This is a genomic window from Kaistella gelatinilytica, from assembly GCF_015679325.1.
Taxonomy (GTDB): Bacteria; Bacteroidota; Bacteroidia; order Flavobacteriales; family Weeksellaceae; genus Kaistella; species Kaistella gelatinilytica.
In genome coordinates this window covers 1-17,388 of sequence record NZ_JADPVI010000003.1, presented here as the reverse complement: position 1 = coordinate 17,388, position 17,388 = coordinate 1, and the positions used below count along the sequence as shown (strand labels likewise).

At 35.1% G+C, this 17,388-nt stretch carries 16 protein-coding genes; 13 read left to right on the top strand and 3 right to left on the bottom strand.

All coding sequences use genetic code 11. The annotated features are described in order from the left end of the window. Positions 1–23 precede the first annotated feature (23 nt). Positions 24–1,325 (bottom strand): tRNA lysidine(34) synthetase TilS, encoded by a 1,302-nt coding sequence (gene tilS / locus IV494_RS10900; protein WP_196080180.1) that lies wholly within the window; start codon positions 1,323–1,325, stop codon positions 24–26. Positions 1,326–1,414: 89 nt separating this feature from the next. On the opposite strand from tilS, the gene IV494_RS10895 reads away from it, so the two are divergent. The 5 genes from IV494_RS10895 (at position 1,415) to IV494_RS10875 (ending at position 5,992) form a co-directional block, all read left to right on the top strand. Next, positions 1,415–2,251 carry an OmpA/MotB family protein gene (locus IV494_RS10895; RefSeq protein WP_039349481.1) on the top strand — a complete coding sequence of 279 codons (837 nt, stop codon included), beginning with the start codon at positions 1,415–1,417 and terminating at the stop codon, positions 2,249–2,251. A gap of 99 nt (positions 2,252–2,350) precedes the next feature. Continuing rightward, complete coding sequence (locus IV494_RS10890; RefSeq protein WP_196080179.1) at positions 2,351–2,998, top strand: O-methyltransferase; 648 nt, start codon at positions 2,351–2,353, stop codon at positions 2,996–2,998. A gap of 16 nt (positions 2,999–3,014) precedes the next feature. Further along, positions 3,015–3,725, top strand: a complete 711-nt coding sequence (locus IV494_RS10885) for a C40 family peptidase (RefSeq protein WP_196080178.1) — start codon at positions 3,015–3,017, stop codon at positions 3,723–3,725. A gap of 127 nt (positions 3,726–3,852) precedes the next feature. Then, positions 3,853–5,091 (top strand): 3-deoxy-D-manno-octulosonic acid transferase, encoded by a 1,239-nt coding sequence (locus IV494_RS10880; protein ID WP_196080177.1) that lies wholly within the window; start codon positions 3,853–3,855, stop codon positions 5,089–5,091. A 259-nt stretch (positions 5,092–5,350) separates the two neighbouring features. After that, entirely contained in the window at positions 5,351–5,992 is a 642-nt protein-coding gene (locus tag IV494_RS10875; RefSeq protein WP_196080176.1) for a sigma-70 family RNA polymerase sigma factor, read from the top strand. An 8-nt stretch (positions 5,993–6,000) separates the two neighbouring features. Here the strand turns inward: IV494_RS10875 and IV494_RS10870 are convergent, their stop codons facing one another. Both IV494_RS10870 and IV494_RS10865 read right to left on the bottom strand, forming a co-directional pair. Then, entirely contained in the window at positions 6,001–6,612 is a 612-nt protein-coding gene (locus IV494_RS10870; RefSeq protein WP_196080175.1) for a deoxyuridine 5'-triphosphate nucleotidohydrolase, read from the bottom strand. Then, on the bottom strand, positions 6,612–7,364 hold the full coding sequence (locus IV494_RS10865; protein WP_196080174.1) for a glycosyltransferase family 2 protein: 753 nt from the start codon (positions 7,362–7,364) through the stop codon (positions 6,612–6,614). The genes IV494_RS10870 and IV494_RS10865 overlap by 1 nt, the downstream gene beginning before the upstream one ends. Before the next feature lie 108 nt (positions 7,365–7,472). Here IV494_RS10865 and IV494_RS10860 point away from each other — a divergent pair, with 108 nt between their 5' ends. From IV494_RS10860 to IV494_RS10825, 8 genes are all read left to right on the top strand, one after another. Then, positions 7,473–7,931 carry a lipocalin family protein gene (locus IV494_RS10860; protein ID WP_196080173.1) on the top strand — a complete coding sequence of 153 codons (459 nt, stop codon included), beginning with the start codon at positions 7,473–7,475 and terminating at the stop codon, positions 7,929–7,931. A 94-nt stretch (positions 7,932–8,025) separates the two neighbouring features. Next, a complete protein-coding gene (locus IV494_RS10855; RefSeq protein WP_196080172.1) occupies positions 8,026–10,968 on the top strand; it encodes a leucine--tRNA ligase in 2,943 nt (980 codons plus the stop codon). Between the two features lie 256 nt (positions 10,969–11,224). After that, positions 11,225–12,094 (top strand): MotA/TolQ/ExbB proton channel family protein, encoded by an 870-nt coding sequence (locus IV494_RS10850; RefSeq protein ID WP_039349458.1) that lies wholly within the window; start codon positions 11,225–11,227, stop codon positions 12,092–12,094. 76 nt (positions 12,095–12,170) lie between these two features. Next, positions 12,171–12,773: an ExbD/TolR family protein gene (locus IV494_RS10845; protein WP_039349455.1), complete on the top strand. Its 603-nt coding sequence runs from the start codon at positions 12,171–12,173 to the stop codon at positions 12,771–12,773. Between the two features lie 7 nt (positions 12,774–12,780). Continuing rightward, a complete protein-coding gene (locus tag IV494_RS10840) occupies positions 12,781–13,350 on the top strand; it encodes an ExbD/TolR family protein (protein WP_196080171.1) in 570 nt (189 codons plus the stop codon). Positions 13,351–13,375: 25 nt separating this feature from the next. Then, positions 13,376–14,212: an energy transducer TonB gene (locus tag IV494_RS10835; protein WP_196080170.1), complete on the top strand. Its 837-nt coding sequence runs from the start codon at positions 13,376–13,378 to the stop codon at positions 14,210–14,212. A 259-nt stretch (positions 14,213–14,471) separates the two neighbouring features. Then, a complete protein-coding gene (locus tag IV494_RS10830; protein WP_196080169.1) occupies positions 14,472–15,347 on the top strand; it encodes a PstS family phosphate ABC transporter substrate-binding protein in 876 nt (291 codons plus the stop codon). A gap of 93 nt (positions 15,348–15,440) precedes the next feature. After that, the gene (locus tag IV494_RS10825) at positions 15,441–17,105 is read left to right on the top strand and encodes a tetratricopeptide repeat protein (protein WP_196080168.1); all 1,665 of its coding nucleotides are present in this window, start codon (positions 15,441–15,443) and stop codon (positions 17,103–17,105) included. Positions 17,106–17,388: the final 283 nt, after the last annotated feature.

Sequence of the window (17,388 nt, the reverse complement as noted above, 5' to 3'; positions counted from 1 at the left end):
TACTTTTTAGCAACTAATCATCGCTATAATTTTACTTTAATAATTTCTTTAGATTCTTTCGTTGCAGCAAATCTTCGGTCCTGGCGAAAAGGAAGAATGCCCAAAACATCGTTGTTTCCATCGCACAAAAGCCAGATTTTTTGCTGGGCTAAAATAGGAATTTTTTCATCCTTAAAAAACTTTGAGATTTTCTTTTTACCTATCATTCCAATAGGATAAAGAATATCGCCTTCTTTTCTAGGCCTTAATTTTAAAGGAAGCTGAACTTTTTCCAAATCAAATTTCCAGTTAAAACTTCCGAGATTTTTTATTTTTGACTTTATAGGTTCCGGGAAAGTCAATTCATTTTCATTATTTAATTCTAAAATAATTTCTTCAACATCAACTTCTTCATCTTCATTTTCGAGTTTTCTTAAAATTAAAGTTTCGCGGTCAACGTTTAATCGATATTCATTAGAAATGAAAATTTTCCCAACTTCTGCTTTTCTGATCTTTCTAATTTCTTTTTCTTCTGAAAAACCGTATTTCCGCAGGATCTCAAACTGAATGTATTCGCTTTGTTTGAAAAAAGACTCTTTATTTATAGTGAGATACGAATCATTTTCAGAGATAGTTTCCTTTTCGATTTTTAAAATCTGCTCCTGAACAAAATCTTTCGTCTGATTTAAGTAAGAAATGCTTTTTCCAAAATTTTCCAGGAAGTTTTTATTTGTTTCCAAGAGCTGCGGCACAACTTCATTTCTGATTTTATTCCTGAGATAGTCATTTTTTTGATTGGATAGATCTTCGCGGAATTGAATGTTGTTATCTTTCGCAAAAGCATATAGTTCTTCTTTGAAATATTGAAGAAGCGGTCTCAAAATTTTATTGTCATTCGCCGGGATTCCAGACAAACCTTTAATTCCGGATGCTTTTGAAAGATTGATGATAAAAGTTTCCAGTTGATCATTCAAATGATGTGCAGTAACTATAAAATCTATTTTTTCTTCCTCTTGAATTTTTCGAAAAAACTCATAACGCAGATTTCTGGCCCAATCCTGAATTGAATTTTTGGGTTGATTGTCTTTCTCAGAAACTTCGTAAAGATGAAACGGGATTTTGTTTTTTTTGCAAATTCCTTCAACTAATTTTCGGTCGTCATCAGAATCTCTTCCACGTAATTTGTAATTAATATGGGCAACTTTAAAATGCAGATCTGCACTTTCAAAGAGATCCAGTAAAACCATAGAATCGACACCGCCACTTACGGCGAGTAAAAATTTAGCTTGTCGATAATCGGGGAAAAGTTTCTCCAAAGATTGCTGAAAAGTCTTTAAATTAAGCAATTTTTAAGGTTTTTTTAAGGAATATTTAGCAAAGATAATTCTTCTATCTAAATTGCTTTCTCTATTTTTGAATCATTAAATAGTAAATTATGAATATAGGAAAAATCGGAGCGATTCTGGGAGTTGCAGTAATGCTAACTTCTTGTGTAAGCCAAAAAAAGTTTGACGCTTTAAATGAAAATTACAATACGTGTATTACCAATGTTGGTGAGAGACAGCGTGAGATTCAGGATCTGAAAGGCGTTAACTCTGGATTGTCTAGTGAGAATGCACTTTTGAAAGGTCAGAATGATGCATTAAAATCTTCGCTTGATGCTTGTTTATCGAACAGTGGAAAAGGTTCTGCTAACATTGATAAATTGATTGGAGAGATCAATTCTTCCAACAAATACATCAAACAGTTGATTTCTACCAATTCAAAGAACGACAGTTTGAATTTAGCTTTGTCCAATAAACTAAAACGTTCGCTGGATAATATCGCAGATGGCGATGTTCAGGTGAAAGTTTTGAAAGGAGTGGTTCTAATTTCTTTGTCTGACAACATGTTGTACAAAACAGGAGACTACAATGTTTTACCTGCTGCACAGGATGTTTTAGGAAAAGTGGCGAAAGTGATCAACGATTACGACACTTATTCAGTATTGATCGAAGGTAATACGGATAATGTTCCGTTGAATGCTTCAACTTTACCAAAAGACAACTGGGATCTTTCAGCTTTGAGAGCAACTTCAATGGCTAAAATTTTACAAACCAAATTTGGCGTGAATCCGGCGAGAATTACTGCAGGAGGAAGAAGTGAGTACAACCCGAAAACGACAAACGCATCGGTTTCTGGAAGAGCGGAAAACAGAAGAACGGAGATCATCATCATGCCTAAGTTAGATGAATTCATGAAATTAATGGATATTGCACCGGTGAAAAACTAAGCAATTGTCTTTTAGATATTGATAAAACGTTGTTAGAGCTTTATGTTCTGGCAACGTTTTTTATTTTAAATGCTTAAATTTGACTTAAATTATTATTAAATGAGTTTTTTTGAAGAACAATGCCCGGAAATGGATCGCTATCTGGAAAATCATACTTCTTCAGAACCGGAAATTTTGAAAAGATTGCGAAAAGAAACTTTTCAAAAAACCACACAACCGCATATGCTCTCCGGATCTTTACAAGGAAGATTTCTGGCTATTCTTTCAAAAATGTGTAATCCGACAAACATTCTGGAGATAGGAACTTTTACAGGTTATGCCACTTTATGTTTAGCAGAAGGTTTAACAAAAGAAGGTAAAATCACTACGCTGGATGTGAATGAAGAACTGGCTTATTTACCCAGAAAATATTTTCAGGAAAGTGAATTTTCGTCTCAAATTGATTTTCAGCTGAAAGACGCAAAAGTCTTTTTAAAAGAAACCGATGAAGTTTTCGATTTTGTTTTCATCGATGCGGACAAAGAAAATTATGTAGAGTATTTCAAACTCGTTAGAGCCAAAATTAAAAGTGGCGCCGTCATCATTTTTGACAACGTTTTGTGGTATGGAAAAGTGCTAGAAGAAAATTCAAAGCAAAAATCTACGCTCATTATACAGGAATTGAACGAGATGGTCTCAAAAGATGAGGATTTTGAAAATCTTATTTTACCTTTGCGAGACGGTCTTCATTTAATTCGGAAAAAATAAATATTTGGAATCAAGCATGGATAAAGGAATTTGTACAGTTTCAGTCGCTGCAATTCGGGCAGAACAATCGCATCAGTCAGAAATGACGTCGCAGATCCTGTATGGAGAAACGGTAGATATTCTTGAAAAATCAGCGAAATTCATTAAGATCAAAATGCATTTCGATGGTTATAAAGGCTGGATCGATGCGCAACAGATCGCTGAAATTTCTGAAGAATATTTCCTTGAAAGAAAAACTGAATTGGTCAAGAATACTTTACAAACTTATAACACTTCACAAGGTGTAATTCTTTTATCGATAGGAAGTGAAGTTAATTCTGAGAAAACGGAATCGTCATTTTTAAAGGTAGAAACTGTTTCAGAAACTGCCAAAAAGTTTCTAAATGTTCCTTATCTCTGGAGCGGAAGGAGCTTTTTCGGTATTGATTGCAGTGGTTTTACCCAGTTAATTTATAAAGTTCACGGGATTTCGTTGCCTCGGGAATCTCATCAGCAAGCAGAAATTGGCGAAGTTTTGAGTTTTGTCGAAGAAAGTAAACCTGGGGATTTAGCTTTTTTTGAAAATTCCGAAGGACAAATTACCCATGTTGGAATGATGCTGAGTAATAGCGAAATCATTCATGCTTACGGAAAAGTTCGTATTGATTCTCTCGACTCGACGGGGATTTTCAATAAAGAATTAAATAAGCATACTCACAAATTACGATTTTTGAGAAGTCTTTTTTAACTTGAATTATGGTTGCGATCTCAAAACGATAAGTTGTTTGCCAACTGTCTCGAATCTAAGTACAGTTGCCTTGTTCAGCGCTATTGCTTTTGAAACTTTAAAAAACTTTTTCAAATTTTTATAATCAATGTTTGTTTACAATTTATTTATTCGTCTGCTCATTTCTGCCATGAAAATTGGTGCTATTTTTAATTATAAATTAAAGAAAGGCTTAGCGGGACGAAGACAAAGTTGCGACATTGTAAAATCTAAGATTTCCCAGGACGATAAAGTGATATGGATGCATGCAGCAAGTTTGGGCGAATATGAACAGGGACTTCCTGTATTGGAAAAACTAAAAATCAAATTCCCGGGTCATAAAATATTGATCACTTTTTTTTCACCGTCAGGATATGATAATGTCATCAAGAAAAATACAATAGCAGATGCGATCTGTTTTTTACCTTTTGATACCGAAGATTGGGTGAAAGAATTTACATCTAACTTTAAAACAGAAATTTTCTTTACTGTAAAATACGATTACTGGTATCATTTATTAGAAAATTTAAAAAATCAGGGTGCAAAAATTTTCGTCGTTTCTGCCCTTTTTTATGAAACTCAAATTTTCTTTAAAGCTTATGGAAGCTGGTTCGTCAATCAACTGAAAAAGAATGTGGACTGGTTTTTTCATCAAACGCAGCATTCTACTGCTTTGGCGAAAGGAATTGGGTTAAAGAATTCTTCAACATCAGGAGATACCCGTTTCGACAGGGTAAAACAACTTCGAGATGGCGACAATTTGGTCAAATATATTGAAGAATTCAAACAAAACAAAACGACCTTGATCTTCGGAAGTTCCTGGGAATCTGAAGAGAGGCTTGCAGAAATTATCGCCTCAAAAAATAAGGAGGTAAAATTGATCATTGCGCCACATGACTTAAAAAGGGTCGAACGTTTACAAAATATTTTCCCGAATGCAATACTTTACTCGCAACATGAAAATACTCCGGAACTGAAATATATGAGCAGTCAGGTTTTAATTATCGACTGTATCGGATTGCTTTCTAAAATTTACTCTTACGGAAACTTAGCAATTGTCGGCGGTGGTTTTCATTCAAAAGGTCTTCACAATATTTTGGAAGCAGCAACATTTGGAATTCCGGTTTTCTTCGGAAATCAATACACCAAAAATCCTGAAGCCGACGAATTGATTGCCCGAAATGGTGGAAAATCGTTCGAAGATGAATTTTTTGCGGCGCCTTATATTTTAGGTTTGCTAAATGATCAAACTTCTTTGGTGAAGATGGGAAATAATGCCCGAAATTTTATCGAAGAGCAGCCTGTTTCTTCTGAAATTATCCTGGATCAGATTCTTAAAAGATTATAGATTTAAAAATTTTGTAACCTTTTAGCTTCAATCGCACTCTATTACAATAGAAATCGATGGTCAAACACCTGTTTTTTTATTTTACAGTGACTTTCATCAAGACGCAATGCGGACAAAAAACACATCAAAGTTTTGTGTAGGATAATTGTTTTATCTTTGGTAATAAGCCGGGAAGTTGCACTTTATAGGTTCATTTTTTTTGATATTTGCGATTTCTTCTTTCTAATGATGTATTCAATTTAATAATCGATTAAACCAGATGGAAACTCAATCACAATATTCAGATCAGGAATTAATTCAAAAGATTTTGGGCAGGGAATCGGGACTTTTTGAAATAATTATCCGAAGAAATAATCCTTTTTTATATCGGATCGGGAAAATGTATCATTTCAGTCACGAAGATACGCAGGATTTAATGCAGGACTCTTACGTGCAAGCTTATACTCACCTCGGTCAGTTTGAAAACAGATCATCCTTGAAAACCTGGCTCTCGAAAATCATGGTTCATGAATGTTACCGAAAATCGAAGAAATTTGAAACTACTCATACAGAATCTCTCGATAATAATCTGACGCTTTTAGAAAAAAAAGGCACTCTAGAAACTACTCATAAGGTGATGAACACAGAACTTAACAGTGTAATCGAAAAAAGTTTGCTTCATATTGCGGAGGATTACAGAACTACGTTTACACTGCGCGAAATTAATGGATTAAGCGTTTCGGAAACCGCAGAAATTTTAGGAATTACCGAAAGTAACGTGAAAGTTCGCCTCAATCGGGCAAAAACATTTCTTAGAGCTGAGATTGAAAAATCTTACAATAAAGAGGAGATTTTCGAATTCAATTTAATTTATTGTGATGATATGGTGAATAGAGTCATGAATAAGATCGCTTCAATTTGAACGATTACTTACCTGAGAAGTCCTTCGCCTTTAATTCCTTTCAAAATTTGATCAATTTCTTCAGGAATATTTTCGGGTTCGAGCCAGCTTAAAAATAATCCGTTATGAAGCGTTAACTGTTCGAGACTTTTATTTTGGATGATTTGTTTTTCAACTTCTTCAAAATTTTCTCTCAAATCTAAATAGTAATCTTCATCTAATTTCTTGGTTAAAACTAAAGAACGAAAAATTTTATTGAGGAGATAGATGTACAATTTATAGTGATCACCGGTTTTTGGTACGTTTTTTAAAGTTTCACTGATCAATAAAAGCGTTAAAGAAACTTCACCAAATTTATCAGTTGTTATTTTTACATGTTCTGTTATTTTAGCGCTAATTTTCCGAATTCCTGGAAGAAAATATTTAGTTCGTCCGAACCTTTTTGCAACCATAGAAACTTCCTCTTTGATCAAAGTTTCCATCTGATTCCGTTTATCATCTGCAGTTTCTGGGTCGATCAATTCGAAATAAAGGCGGTGTGATAAAATCCGGTCTTTTTTTAGCAAACGGATGATCAGTTTGTCTTTTTCGCCAGAAGTGAAATTGGAGATCGCCTCTTTAAATTCTTTTGAATACTCCATTAATTAAACATTTTAGAATATTTCATAAATCCGTTTAAAGCCCAGTTTACCGTGTAATACCAGGATTTTAAAGTAGAAAAATGCATGTAATCTTTGTAAACTAAATATTGATCTTTCATAATATTGGTCTTCTTTCTGGAGATGCTGCTTGAATGCATTCTATATTTTGCCATGGTTTTGTTAAGCGGTTTTCCGACGGGAATTTTCTTTAATAAATTCAACCACATTACGTGATCTTCTCTTTTACTTCCGGCTGGAAAAAATTCTTTTCCTACTCTTTCAGAATCGTACATTGAACTTAATAAGGATAAACGGCAAGTTTTCAGTAAATTCTCGAAAGTCACCTCTTTATCCGCCTGAAAATCAGCAATTTTCGGATTTAAATTTTCATCACACCGCGCATAATTGGAATAGGCGATTTCAGCTTTTTCTTTTTTCATGAATGCGACCATTTCCTTTAAAAAATTCGGTTCCCAAAAATCATCAGCATCTAAAAAAGTGATATATTTTCCTGAAGCTTTTTCTAATGATAAATTCCGTGCGTGACCTGCGCCGCCATTTTCTTTTGCAACGGTGAGAACAATTCTGGGATCATTAATTTTTTTAATGATTTCAACAGAATCATCCGAGGAGCAATCATCGGTAATAAGCCATTCCCAATCAGTAAAATTTTGAGTGAGAACCGATTGAATGGTCTCATCTAAAAATTTTCCAGAATTATAACAAGGCGTGATGATCGAAACTTCGGGCATATTTTACTTTATTTCAAAGCAAAGATAATTGAATATTACAAAACCGTTAAAAATTAAATGGTACAAAGTTTGTCTTATGTATTATGCATAACATAAAACAAAAACATTATGAAAAAATTATTTTTAATAGGTTTGGCAGTTATTTTTGCCGTTTTGATGAGTTGCCGGAGTGACAGTAATACCGATGCTCCTCAGTTGAACCTCAATGGAAATTGGAGTCCTGATAAAATTGTTTCTACTGCGACACAAAATGGGACAACCACTACGACCACAGTTATAACTAATGATTGCCAGAAAAAAGGACGTTTGGTCTTTAACAGCAATTCAACTGGAAAAGCAACTTACTTGGACGATAGTAATGGAACTTGTGCTATTGCATTAGCAGCAGATTTCACCTACACTTTTGATCCAGATACTAAAAAGTTTTCCATCACCATCAACAATAATACGATGTATGGTGCAGTTACAAGCTTAACAAACAGTAATGTGATTATTTATTATGTAGATAAAAGCAATCCTGCAATTTCAAATAATATTGAAATTTCTGGGACAAAAGTGGCGAACTAATTTCTATAAATCTTCAAAACTATTTCCTCATCTCTTCAGGTGAGGATTTTTTCATTGTAAAACCTTAAATTTGTGACTTATTTAAATTTAAGAAATGTTTTACGACCATAAAAAGATAGAAAAAGACTGGCAGAAATTCTGGGAAGAAAATCAAACCTACAAAACGACAGATAAGACCGATAAACCGAAATTCTATGTTTTAGATATGTTTCCTTATCCTTCAGGAGCGGGGTTGCATGTGGGACATCCGTTAGGTTACATTGCCTCAGATATTTATGCGCGTTACAAAAGACACGAAGGTTTTAATGTTTTACACCCGATCGGTTATGATTCTTTCGGACTTCCCGCGGAACAGTATGCAATTCAAACCGGCCAACATCCTGCGGTAACAACCGAAGAAAATATTGCGCGCTACGAACAGCAGATGCGTAAAATTGGTTTTTCATTTGACTGGAGTCGGGAGTTGAGAACTTCCGACGCTGCTTATTATAAGTGGACGCAATGGATTTTCATTCAACTTTTTGATTCCTGGTATAATAAGTCGACCGATAAAGCGGAACCGATCTCTGAATTGATTCTGCATTTTGAAAATGAAGGAAGTGAAAACTTATCAGCAGTTCAAAATGACCAGTTAAATTTCACAGCAGAAGAGTGGAAGAGTGCTTCTGAATTAGATCAACAGGATATTTTATTAAATTATCGCTTGGCTTATCGCGCTGAAACAACGGTGAACTGGTGTCCAGGATTGGGAACTGTTTTGGCAAATGATGAGGTGAAAGATGGTAAATCTGAACGAGGAGGATTCCCTGTATTTCAAAAGAAAATGATGCAGTGGAGCATGAGAATTACTGCTTACTCCGAACGACTGTTGAAAGGTCTGCAAAATTTAGACTGGCCACAACCTTTGAAAGATGCTCAGGAATACTGGATCGGAAAATCTCAGGGAGCAATTGTGACTTTTGATGTTGAAGATTCTGTAGAAAAAATTTCAGTTTTCACTACGCGTCCAGACACCATTTTTGGAGCAACCTTTATCGTCTTAGCGCCTGAGAATCCTTTGGTTGAAAATTTAACGATAGAAGGTCAAAAAGAAGAAGTTGAAAGTTACATCGAACAAACTTCAAAGAAAACAGAGCGGGATCGTATGTCTGACGTGAAAAACGTGAGCGGCGCCTTCACCGGAAGTTATGCTTTGAATCCCTTTACCAATCAGGAAATGCCGATTTATATTTCCGATTATGTTTTGATGGGTTATGGAACTGGAGCAGTAATGGCGGTTCCTGCACATGATGAACGGGATCATCGTTTTGCGAAGAAATTCGATTTGAATATTGTAAATGTTATTGAAAACGATAATGATATTCAGGAAGAGTCTTTTGATTCGAAAGATTCGGTTTGTGTGAATTCAGAATTTTTAAATGGATTAAAATATCATGAAGCCAAATCATTAATTATCGCTGAAATTGAAAAGAAAAATATTGGTCACGGCACAACAAATTATAGACAGCGTGATGCTATTTTTTCCCGTCAAAGATATTGGGGTGAGCCAGTTCCTATCTATTATAAAGATGGAATGCCTTATTCTTTGCCAGTTTCTGCGCTTCCTTTAGAACTTCCGGAAGTTGAAAAATATTTGCCGACTGAAGATGGCGATCCACCTTTAGGAAATGCTAAAACATTTGGTTGGGATGAAGCGAATCAAAAAATTGTTTCCACAGACTTAATTGATGATGAGAATGTTTTCCCTTTAGAATTATCGACAATGCCTGGTTGGGCGGGAAGTTCCTGGTATTTTTTGAGATACATGGATCCGAATAACAAAGAAGTTTTCACCGATAAAAATCTTTCAGATTATTGGGGACAAGTTGATCTCTATATTGGTGGAAGTGAACATGCAACCGGACATTTATTGTATTCCCGTTTCTGGAATATGTTTATGAAAGACCGAGGTTACATTAATCATGAAGAACCTTTCAAGAAACTTATCAATCAGGGAATGATTTTGGGGATGAGCGCATTGGCCTATAGATTTAACTACAGTGATACTATTACTGGTAAGTCAAATGTTATTCTTATTTCTAAAAATCTAATTAATCAAGTAAATGAAGAGCCATATATCAGCGAAATTAGTAAAATGGTTTTTAAAAATTTACCAAGTGATAAAACTGGATCAGCTGCTAATTCTCCGTTGGTCTTGAGAAGCGATCTTTTTCAAAAAATCCACGTCGACGTTTCTTTATTAAAAGGTGGTACTGATGAACTCGATACAGAAAAATTCAAAAACTGGCGTTCAGAATATGCTGATGCGGAATTTATATTAGAAGACGGAAAATACATTTGCGAACGAGAAGTCGAAAAAATGTCAAAATCAAAATACAATGTTGTCAATCCGGATGATATTTGTGAGGAATATGGTGCCGACTGTCTGCGTTTGTACGAAATGTTCTTAGGACCTTTAGAACAGTCAAAACCCTGGAATACGCAAGGCTTGAGTGGGGTTTATGGCTTTTTGAAAAAGTTTTATAATCTTTACTATAATGAAGATGTTTTAGAAATTTCGGAAGAAGAACCAACCAAAGAAGAATATAAAGTTCTACATACCTTAATTAAAAAAGTGGTTGCAGATATTGCGAATTTCTCCTTTAATACTTCGGTGTCTTCCTTTATGATCGCGGTGAATGAACTTCAGAAACTGAAGACGAACAAAAGAAAAATTTTAGAAGCTTTGGCAATCGTTGTTTCTCCTTACGCGCCTCATATTTGTGAAGAATTATGGCGCAATCTGGGACATCATACTTCGATTGAGTTTGAAAAATTCCCTGAATTCGAGGAGAAATATTTGGTTGAGGATGAGATCCAATATCCGGTAAGTTTTAATGGAAAAATGAAATTTAAATTAGCGCTTCCTTCAGATTTAACGGCTTCTCAGATCGAGGAAATCGCATTAAAGGATGAGCGCATTTTACAACAACTTGCGGGAAATCATCCTAAAAAAATCATCATAGTGCCGAAAAAAATCATTAATATTGTCTTTTAAAATAAATTACTAAAAAATATTTATTGCAAGGAATCGTAAAATAAAGTCTGTTATTCTTCTGAATTTTTAAAGGTATTTTTAAAATCCAAAATTATAATCAAAATTCAATTCATATTTTGCAAATTCTGTAATGTTAATGAATCTTAACGTTAAAAAAAATCACTGTAATAGTTTTGAAAGACTTGCATTATTAAATATTTTGACTTTATTTTACAACTCGAAAATTAAAAAAATAACAATTATAATTTAGTTAAGTATGGAAATGAATGTTTCAAACAACGAGGAGCAAGTAGTTGCTAAAAAAGTAGGAGGATTAAATCCTGCGTTAATAATTCCTATTCTTATTTTGATAGGTATTGCCATTTACATCTTTGTATTAGGTAATCCAGGTAATTTTAAGGCTGATCCAAGGCTAAACGGTCTTTCATCTGTAGCATTTTCAGGTTTAGAGACCAAAGAATTGCATCCGGGTGGTGGTTTTATGGGAGTTATCTATATGGGTGGACCAATCGTTCCAATCTTGATTTCCTTCATGATCATCGTAATCGTGTTTTCTATTGAAAGAGCTTTAGCATTGAAAAAAGCAGCTGGAAAAGGAAATGTTGATACTTTCGTTTTGAACGTAAGAAGATTATTGAACCAAAATAAAGTTGATGAAGCAATCGTAGAATGTGATAATCAAGAAGGTTCTGTGGGGAATGTAGTAAAAGAAGGTTTAACAACTTACAAAGCTTTAGCTCACGACTCATCAATGAATAAAGAGCAAAAAATGGTAGCTCTTAACAAATCAATCGAAGAAGCTACAACTTTGGAGATGCCAATGCTTGAGAAAAACATGATGATCCTTTCAACTCTGGGTACTGTTGCGACTTTGGTTGCTCTACTTGGAACGGTGATCGGGATGATCAAGGCATTTAGCGCATTGGGTTCAGGAGGAGGTACTCCAGATTCAGCTGCACTATCTATCGGTATTTCTGAAGCGTTAGTAAATACTGCTTTGGGTATTGGTACATCTGCTGTTGCAATTATTCTTTACAACTATTTTACTTCTAAAATTGACGGATTAACGTTCAAAATTGACGAGATCGCAATGTCAATTCAGCAGTCTTTCGCAGAATTCCACTAAGAATTCTCGACTGATTGGAGGTCTTTGATTTTTAGAGGATCTCAAAAAGCAGAAGTTTAATAAAAAATAATTTACAATGGCGAGAGTCAAACCAAAAAGACATAATATAAGGGTAGATATGACGGCCATGACCGATGTATCATTTCTACTCCTTACATTCTTTATCCTCACGGCTCAGTTTGCAAAACCTGATGTTGAGACGATTACCACGCCATCTTCTATATCTCAAAAGCTTCTTCCAGATGCGAGTTTGATGACAATTTTGAGCACAACCGACGGAAGATTCTATTTCACACCAGTTGAGAACGGAACCGAAAGAATCGCTCTGTTAGATAAAATGGGAGAGAAGTATGGTATGAAATTTACTGACAAAGAAAAAGTTGCTTTTTCTAATGCGCAGTCAATAGGAGTTCCTATGAATCAGTTGAAAGGTTACTTAGACCTTTCAGATGAAGACCGGAAAGCTTATAAAAGCAAGACCGGAATACCAATGGATAGTACCAATAAACAATTAATTGATTGGGTACAGCAAAGTTTAACTGTAAACCCAGATTACAAATTAGCGATCAAGGGAGATGTTCAGACAAAGTATCCTAAAGTTAAATCTTTATTTGAAGGATTAAGAGATATTGATTTCTTGAAGTTCTGGTTAATAACAAGTCAAGAAGTGGCACAATAATTAAGAAATGGCAGAAGTACAAGTAAAAGACAACGGCGGGAAAGGCGGAAAGGTACGCTCGAAAAAAGCGGTACCTCACGTAGATTTAACTCCCATGGTGGATTTGGCGTTCCTTTTGATCACATTCTTTATGTTAGTGACAACTTTCAACAAACCGAATGTGATGGATTTAGGTCTTCCGGCAAAACCGAAAGACAACGTAAAACCACCAAATACAGAAATTGATTTATCGAATTCGATATCATTAATTATTGGAAAAGACAACAGAATTTTTTATCATCAGTTAGACCAGGCAGGATTGAATGATCAAACCTTGCAGGAAACAACTTTTGATAGAAATGGAATTACAAAAGTAATTGAGCAAGCAAAAGCCAACGCGAAAGATCAGACCAAATTTACGGTGATCATCAAGCCAACGGACGATGCAGTATATAAGAATTTCGTAGATATGTTAGATCAAATGGCGATTACCAAGAATGAAATATACGGTATTACCGATATTAAGCCTTGGGAAAAGTTGGTTTACGAGAGAAAAGTAGGTGGTCCCGCAGCAACTCCAGCAGCGCCCACTAATTAACTTTTAATATTTAAAAGAAAGAATAATGGCAGATGAAAACGCTTACAATCCGAATCCAACTTTGGATGAGATTGTATTTGAAAATAGAAATAAAGCTTACGGTGCATTTGATCTAAGAACACAATATCGTTCCGTGCTTACTAAAGCGTTCATACTTGGTACTATTTTATTCGTGGTTGTTGTATTGACACCATTCGTAATTATGAAGATCAAGGAGATGAATGCCAAGGACAATACTGAGGTCAATGCAAAGTTGATAGATATTCTTCCAGACAATGTGATCATTGAGCAACCTAAAGAAAAGGAACCACCTCCACCACCGCCACCGAAAGAAGAACCTAAACAAGAGGTTATTCAGAATGTGGTACCGGAGCCGGTAAAAGCGCCGAAAGTAGAAACGCCACCGCCGCCAATTTCTAAGCAGCTGGAAACGACGACAGGTTTGAATAATCAGGAAGGTGTTAAAACCCCTGCTTATACACCACCGCCGCCACCTCCAGGTCCAGGTAAATCTACAACAGTAGAGGTTAAGCCTCAAGTTTCAGAAACGCAGGTTTATACAGAAGTTGAGCAATTAGCAGAATTTCCAGGAGGGATCAATTCCTTCAGAAGTAAAGTTAATGGAGGTTTCGATACCTCTGTAATGGATAGTGATGCCGGAACGGTGAAAACAGAAGTGATTTTCGTTGTTGAAAGAGACGGTAGTATTACTGATGTGAAAGCAAATGGTCCTAATAAAGACTTTAACGCAGAAGCAGTAAGAACTGTAAAATCGATTAAGAACAAATGGGCTCCTGCAAAAATTAATGGTCAATCTGTGCGATACAGATTTAGAATGCCACTAACAATGCAGTTCGAGTAACGGAAACTGTTTATAATACTACAAAGAGAAGCGAAAGCTTCTCTTTTTTAATTTTTTTGTATTTTTGCTTTTATGATGTTTAACTGGTTATCCTTAGTCACAGGTTTCTTCTATATGGTTTTAGGAATCGTGGTAATAATTTACAAATTCTTTGTTATTTTTCTGGAACCCAATATCGCTTATCCTTTAGGCGGTCTTTTAATCCTGTATGGAATTTTTAGAATCGGTAGAGCTATTTATAAAATTAGACAAGACAAAAATGAATTATAAAGTATTCTTCTCGGCACTGTTATTATTTACAGTGTTAATATCATGTAAAAAAAAATCGGGGAGAATTGCAGATGATCCACAACAGGGAACAATAACCATATCTGCCGATGAGTCATTTCGTAGTGTTTCGGAAGCGCTTACTGAAAGATATATGGCATTAAATCCTAAAACTAAAATTAATTTAGTCATCAAAAAAGAGGATTTAGGCTTTTTGGACTTACTGGAAAATAAAGTACGCGTAATTGTGATGTCCCGTGAATTAAGTGCTGAAGAAAAAGAAGCTTATAAGAAGAAGATAGACATGAAGATGGAGCCCGGAAAATTTGCAGCCGATGCCGTAATTTTCATCGTTCCAAAAAATTCTGCGAGAGAAAGCATATCGATGGAGGAACTTAAAAATGAATTGAATTCAGATCAAAAGAGAATTATATTCGATGGAACCAATTCCAGTAATTTAAATTTTGTAGCGCAAAAATTAGGAACAGTTCCTAATCAATTAAAATTTTCGGTCATAAGTGGAAATAAAAATGTAGTAAAAGAAATTAGTCAGTATCCAGATAAAATCGGAGTAATAAGTTTAAATACGATCAGCAGACCTTATGATAAGGAATCTGAGGATTTAAAGAATTCGGTCAAAATTCTTCCCGTCATTTCCAAAAATAAAACTTTTGAACCTAGTATGGCGAATATCAAAGCGATGACCTATCCATTTACCAGAGTTTTATATTTTCTTACCAATGAGCCTTATTACGGTTTAGGAAATGGTTTCATCCGTTTTTCTTGTCAGCAGTTAGGTCAGATCGTGGTTGAAAAGGAAGGATTGCAGCCTTACACTATTTTTAACCGAGAGGTGCAAATGCGTTAGATTTATCCAGAAAAATTCCCGAAATTAAAATTTTGGAATATTTTGGTATAAAAATTGGGTTAAAAGTTACCAGTAAACATTAAACAAATAAAAATGAAAGATATAATGAATTTATCAAAGAAGATTGCGTTCGGTGCAGCAGTAGGATTTTTTACAAATTTTGCTTATGCACAGACTTTACAAGATGGTGTTGCAAATGCAGATAGTCATAAATATGCAAAGGCAAAAGAGGTTTTTACAGAAATGATTGCAAAGTCTCCTAGCGCTGAGAATTATTTCTATTTGGGAAATGCCTATTTGGCGCAGTTTGAGCCGAATTTTGAAATGGCTCAGGAAAATTTTAATAAAGGCTTAGCAGCAGATAAAAAAAGTTATCTGAATAGAATAGGTTTAGCTTCCGTGAAATTAGGAAAAGGAGATAAATCAGCTGTGAACGAAATTGCTAATATTGTAAAAGATGCACGTGATAAAGATGCAGAAGTTTTGTATAGAGCTGCGGAAGCATTAACAAATTTTGGTGGTCCACAAAATGCAGATACAGCAATCGACTATTTAAACAGAGCGGTTGATAAATCTCAAAAAGGCGGAACCCCTGCCTATTACTATTACACTTTAGGTGACGCTTATCGTTTAAAATTGACAAATAGCCCACAAGTTGCAGGTTCTGCAATGACTGCTTATGATAAAGCACTTCCGGTTGCTAAAAATAAGGCTTCAGTTTATACCAGAATTGGAACACTTTGGATGCAGGCTCAACAATGGCAAAAAGCGAAAGAAAGCATTGATCGTGCAATTGCAGCTGATGCATCTTATGCTCCGGCTTATAAAGCAAAGGCAGCTTATGATATTAAATATCAGCAAAACGCTTTAGCAACACAAGATCTGGTAAATTATGCTCAGTATGCTGATGAAGATCCAGATACTCAGTTAGAGATTTCTAAATTATTTTTTACTAATGAGGATTATGCTAATTCGAAAATATATTTGGACAAAGTATTTGATAAAGTAAAAGATCCAATTAAATTTAAATTAAGAGCATACTTGTTATATTCTGATGGCGATTATGCCGGAGCAAAAAGTAGTTTAGACCAATTCATGACTCAAGCTGAAGCTAGCAGAGTTCAAGCTGGAGATCAAGGTTTATTAGGTCTTATTTCAGCAGGTCTTGCGCAAAAAGAAACTGATGCAACAAAGAAAGCAGCACTAATGCAAGATTCGCAGCAAAAAATTGCAATAGCGAAAGCTGCTAAAGATGATACTTTGAATTGGGATGAGGAGTTGGTTAAGATTAAAGGAGGCGGTGCGGTAAATCAAGCAGTTGTTGACCAAGGTCAGACAAGTCCTGAAATTGAAGCGCTTAAGAAAGCCGTTGCTGCAAAACCACAGGATACTGACGCATTGTATAAATTAGGAAATGCCTACCAGGAAGCTAAAAACTGGAATGGAGCAATACTGACTTGGCAAAAAATGAGTGGTTTGCTGCCAGATTGGGCACCAGCTTACTACAGTCAAGGCTATGCTTATCAGCAAGCAGGTAATAACGAATTAGCAATGATGAGTTATGAAAAATTCATTGCAAAGGTAAAACCTGAAGAATTAGAAGCTAACAAAAAGACTTTATCATATGCCTATTTCGCAGTTGCTTATTTGGTAAAAGGAAAAGATGTTGCTAAAGCGAAAGAGTATGCAGCAAAATCTGTACAGTTAGATCCAACCTATCAAGATGCTGTAAAACTAAATGCTGAGTTAAGTAAATAGATTCAGATCATTATAATTCTCAAATCCCGTTCGAAAGATCGGGATTTTTTCATTTTCAAGAAGAGCATACTTCTATGATATAGCATAATAAATGTGAAATAAAATATTTTTTTTAGGGCAGTACCCTCGCAGCCACTTATAATAATTGTAATTAGTTGGCCATTTCCCGGGTCGGGCTCTTCGTTCCAATTCCTCGTTCCATCACTAGTCCAGCGCTTACTGTGGGATTTCCACTATGATCCCTACTGCATTAGGGGATTTTTAACATACTGTGGATAACTTT